The sequence below is a fragment of the Okeania sp. SIO3B5 genome (assembly GCF_010692555.1).
Taxonomy (GTDB): domain Bacteria; phylum Cyanobacteriota; class Cyanobacteriia; order Cyanobacteriales; family Microcoleaceae; genus Okeania.
Genome location: NZ_JAAHHG010000668.1, coordinates 1 through 4,753, shown reverse-complemented (window position 1 = coordinate 4,753; position 4,753 = coordinate 1). Strand labels below are relative to the sequence as shown.

Here is a 4,753-nt window from a genome sequence, read left to right as displayed (position 1 = left end):
AGAGTGGGATGATGTATTAGTTCCTATCATTAAGAAGACTCTGCCAATCATTATATTCTTGATAGGAGGCTTTTTATTTCTACAAACATTAGGAATAGATTTAACTGGGTTATGGGTAGGATTTGGTGGTGTAACATTTGTACTCAGTTTTGCACTAAAAGATATTTTATCTAACTTTTTTAGTGGTTTGGTATTATTGATAGATACGCCATTTCAATTTGGTGATGTTGTTGCTTTAAAGGATGGCTCGACGGCTGTAATTAAATCTGTGGGAATTAGGTTGACAACTTTATATTTGATTGAAAGTCATTGCGACCTATTTCTTCCTAACGCAGCTTTAGAAAGTGAAAAACTGATTAATTTTAGTCGTCCTAATCCAAATTATTACTATACAATTATTGTACCAATCAGAGGTGACTGCGACCCAAATCAAGCTATTAAAATTATTGAAGAAGTTGTGTTGAGTCATCCAGATACTTTAGGAGACTTAGATAAAAAGTTGGTGGCTATAGAAAATTTTTACAGGGTAAAAGATCAATTGTTAGAGACACAGGATAATCTTTTATCAAAGAAAGAATTTGGTCATAAGCGTCTCATAGCAGAGCAAAAATTAAAAATTAAGCTCGCAGAAATCAAACAAGCAATGAAAGATTTGATTAGCAAAATTAAGTTTCTAGAAATGGAAGGACTTGATGGAGGAGAAATCAGACAAATTCAAGGTTATTATTTGGAAATACTTAGAACAATAGGCTTTGAAATAATTTCAGAAAAAACAAGAGGTAAAAAGTTGTTATCTTTGAAAGAATCAGAAAATATGGATGAAGATACTCTGATTAATTTGCTAATAAGTTGGTACGAAAATTGGCAGGAAGATCCAGATATAATTGAGGAAGATAATCAAGTTTTAAGAGTTGAGTTGGAAAGAAAAATTGCTTTTTTAAAGATGAGAATGGAGAAATTCTTACAGCAAATTGTTAATGCTAATAATAGTTTCTTGGAAACTAAGTTAGATGACTATGGTGAGGAGTTATGGAAATGGATGGAGGATAGATTTCAAATTTATGCTGCTTGGCAACACCCCAAAATTTGGATGAACAATGTGACAATAGGAAAGACTGGAGAAGGGACTATAGATTTGGCGGTCAAGTTTTTTATTGATAATGTGAAATTGGAACAATGCCAGCGTGGTAACCGCATCCGCAGTGAAGTTCATGGAGAAATTGTTAGGCGACTAAGGCAGGCTTATTTTTACAGGTGAAGCGCCCAATGGCAAACAAATCATGTAGGGATTTGCTCCTTCTTGAGAAAATCCTTTTCATCGGGTGCATCTCAATGCGTGAATAAAGCCAAAAATTTATCGCTTTTAGGGAACAGGGAACAGGGAATATATAGGAAAAAAGTATTGTTTGCAAATATTGAGATGCACCCTTTTCATCTCTATCTAGCCTAAGCATTTCCTCCGGAATGCTGCGCAAACAGCCGTCAGCTATTGCTTTTAGTTTTAGATAAAAGCTTTACTAATTGAGTCAGAATTTATACTTACTATCAAAGCTGACTTTAAAGCCTATATTCATTAAAACCCTCTTATAATATCTGAGAGCTAACAGCTAATAGCTGAATGCTTACTTTTAGAGAGTCTTCTTTGCAGTCTTTATTAACCACTTTTGAGACTTTCTAATAAACTTTTAATTATCTGTTTTATTTACGTTTTTGTCAGTATAACAAGATACTAAATTAACATCTAAATCCTGCCCATAATAAAGTAGTCCTCTGTTATGCTAAAGGACGGGGCTTTCAACTGTCAAATTCATCATAAAAATTAATATTTCTATAGTGAATATTATTAGAAAATTAGGGTAATATATTTATGTTTATATTTAGTGTTTTCTGTAAAAAAAATACCTGCGATGGTTGCTAATCAAGAATTGACAGAAAAAATTTCTAATCAAAGTCCAGAACTTCAAACTTTTCAACTCAAAACTCAACTTTTGAGCAAAGGAAGGAGTGACTATACCCTCGCCAAAACTGATTTAATGAGCGTGAGAATTAAATGTTATGCTCAAGGGGGAGAAAATGTTCTACACTCTCATCCGGGAGAGGATCATACTTTTGTAATTTTAGCTGGAAAAGCTAGGTTTTTTGGCAAAGATGGTGAAGTTGGAGTTTTCACCAGAAACCAAGGTATATTAATTCCTAGAGGTGGTTTTTACAAGTTTCAAAGTTGTGGAGATGAACCTCTAGTTATGATGAGAGTAGGTGCAGAAAAGGAAAAAATTCCAGTTAATCGTATTGGTATTGATGGTAAGTCATTACCAGGAAAATCAAAGGAAAACAAGCATGAAGATGGTGTGCCCATAGAAGGGTTATATTATGAATAGCCACTTTCTTAAGTAGCAATGTTAATTAAGTTTTGAATCAATGAGTTTTGTTAGTAATTCCTTCTCTGGAAACTACTAAATTTTTATTAGTGGGTTCTGGAGAAGATTATTGATATTAGAAGGAAGAAGGAAGAAGGAAGAAGGAAGAGGGAAGAAGGAAGAAGGCTTTAGTTATCTAGAACAGAAGACTTAAAAGTCCGAAAAAACTTAAATTTTTTGTAGGTATTCACCCTTGGGTTTACACAAACTATAAAGTGCAGACATGATATTATTGGGTAAAAAATTTAAGGATATATAAAAAGATTCCTATTCCTAGAACTGATATTCCATAAATTAAAATATATTTTTACCAGCAACTTAAACAAGATTCCTAATATTCAGAGAATTTGGAAAGAGGACTCTCTCCATAATATAAATTTTAGTCGATCAGCGATCTAGGACTTTTAAAGTGTGGAAATAGTTCCGCAAAAATCTTAGATATGAATGATAAAATTGCAAATTAATTGATAGTATTTTAGGAGTCAAGTTTAGAATATTAAAATCAAACTTTATCGGAATATTAAGAAATTTTCAAATCCTTAAATTTTTTTTTACTTCGGTAAAATTTCCCTACTATTATGTGTAGTTGAATATTTATAAAGGCAGAAGGGAAGGGATTATTTTTAGTTTCCCTTCGCTATATGTAGTGCGTGTTACGCGCGAGTAAAACAGAGTTCTATAACTAATTAATTAAACAGTCATCCTATTATCATTCCTTAAATTTATTTTGGGCTTCTACAATATTATTAAAAACCCTTCTTCAATGTTGCTTTAATATTGGTAGAATAGTCAAATTTACAAATCAAAAAATAAAGCAGAAATAAACGAAGGCAGTTATGCTTAGAGCAGAAGGCAAAAGGAAAAATTGGTTAGGATTTTATACCCTTGTTCTTTTCGGTAACAGGCAGCGTGAGCTGGGGTTAGAATTCCCTTCTGCCTTCTGCCTCCTGCCCTCTGCCTTTCCTGATAATTAGTAGTAAAACATTATAAATTTTCAAAGAATATGACCTATTTGTGGCTAACATTAGCAAGTATTTTTGGGTGGTTTGTCAGTACCCTAGCAGGTGGCGGTAGTTCATTTCTCTTAATGCCATTCATTGGTTTTTTTTTAGGAGCTTTAGCCATTCCACCAATTATTACAACTGGAGCAATTATTGGTAATGCTGAACGTGCTTTTACTTATCGGCAAAAAATTAGCTGGACAGTAATTTTTTGGGAACTACCTGGTGCTATTGTTGGTGCTTGTTTGGGGGCTTTTATGTTGACCCAAATTTCTGTAGGATGGCTGAGTTTTTTAGTAGGATTATTTCTAGTTATTTCTGGGATAAATTTAATTATTAAGAATCAAGAGCAATCTTTTACTGTTCGTGCTTGGTATTTTTTACCAGCAGGTTTTATTTATTCCTTTTTGTCCGGCATTATTGGTAGCATGGGACCAATACTTGCACCTTTTTACCTTAATTTTGGTTTGGAAAAAGAGGAACTATTGGGTACTCAAGCAGTGAACCGGATGGTAGTTCATATTGTTAAGGCGATCGCCTACACCATTTTTGGTACTTTAACTTTGCCTTTGTTTGGATATGGGATACTCATAGGAATAGCTGCTTTTCCAGGTAATTGGTTGGGTAATTTAGTATTAGAAAAAATTAGTCCGCAATTGTTCCGTCAGCTAGTAATTATTTTTGTGCTTTTTAGTGGTGTCTTTATTCTTTGGGAACAAAGGAATATATTAATATTGTGGTAGATTTGGCAGTAATATCAAATCCGGTTAAACAGTTATAGAATGGTTAAGTCAGGAGGAGTCAGGATTCAGGATTCAGGAGTCAGAAGGAGAGAAAATTACAAAGATGAGCATAGTTATGACGATTGGAGATTTTTTTTATGTCTAATAAAACGGATTTGATATAATGCTAAAAAAATTTAGCCAATATTTTTGTAAGCACTCAGCTATTAGCATTTCCGTTTGTCACCGCGAAGCAAACAGCTTTTGAAGGTAAAGGACTTACTAAGGTTACCTTGTTACCTTTTTCTTTCCTGCGGAATGCTGCATAAATATAATTTTGAATTCTTCTTCTAAGATAATAAGTTAATAACTGATTGCTGATTGCTGACCGAAAAATTGGGTCTCAAGCCTCGCCCATAAGCGGGCGACTTTTTAGTTGTTAAGTATTTCAATGAATATGTTACAATACTGTTAGTTTAAATATCGGATTATGAAAGCTAGATTTAAGTATCGTATATATCCAACACCGGGACAAAAGCATCGATTAGCAAAGCTATTTGGTTGTGTTTGCTGGCGCAACACTTCGTGAACGTGTTGTTTGGAATGATAGCCT

The 4,753-nt window shown here is 33.6% G+C and carries 4 protein-coding genes; all 4 read left to right on the top strand.

Annotation, left to right across the window (positions count from 1 at the left end):
• Positions 1 to 1,258, top strand: a 1,258-nt coding sequence (locus F6K54_RS40570) for a mechanosensitive ion channel family protein (RefSeq protein WP_293090093.1), incomplete at its 5' end; no start/stop codon positions are given.
• Positions 1,259 to 1,907: 649 nt separating this feature from the next.
• A complete protein-coding gene (locus tag F6K54_RS40565) occupies positions 1,908 to 2,378 on the top strand; it encodes a cupin domain-containing protein (protein WP_293090091.1) in 471 nt (156 codons plus the stop codon).
• 1,042 nt (positions 2,379 to 3,420) lie between these two features.
• Positions 3,421 to 4,161: a sulfite exporter TauE/SafE family protein gene (locus tag F6K54_RS40560; RefSeq protein ID WP_293090089.1), complete on the top strand. Its 741-nt coding sequence runs from the start codon at positions 3,421 to 3,423 to the stop codon at positions 4,159 to 4,161.
• Positions 4,162 to 4,630: 469 nt separating this feature from the next.
• Entirely contained in the window at positions 4,631 to 4,729 is a 99-nt protein-coding gene (locus F6K54_RS40555) for a helix-turn-helix domain-containing protein (protein ID WP_293073949.1), read from the top strand.
• Positions 4,730 to 4,753: the final 24 nt, after the last annotated feature.

Excerpts from the sequence above, each read along its gene's own strand:
- F6K54_RS40555 (WP_293073949.1), top strand. The coding sequence starts at position 4,631 with ATGAAAGCTAGATTTAAGTATCGTATATATCCAACACCGGGACAAAAG.
- F6K54_RS40565 (WP_293090091.1), top strand. The coding sequence starts at position 1,908 with ATGGTTGCTAATCAAGAATTGACAGAAAAAATTTCTAATCAAAGTCCA.
- F6K54_RS40560 (WP_293090089.1), top strand. The coding sequence starts at position 3,421 with ATGACCTATTTGTGGCTAACATTAGCAAGTATTTTTGGGTGGTTTGTC.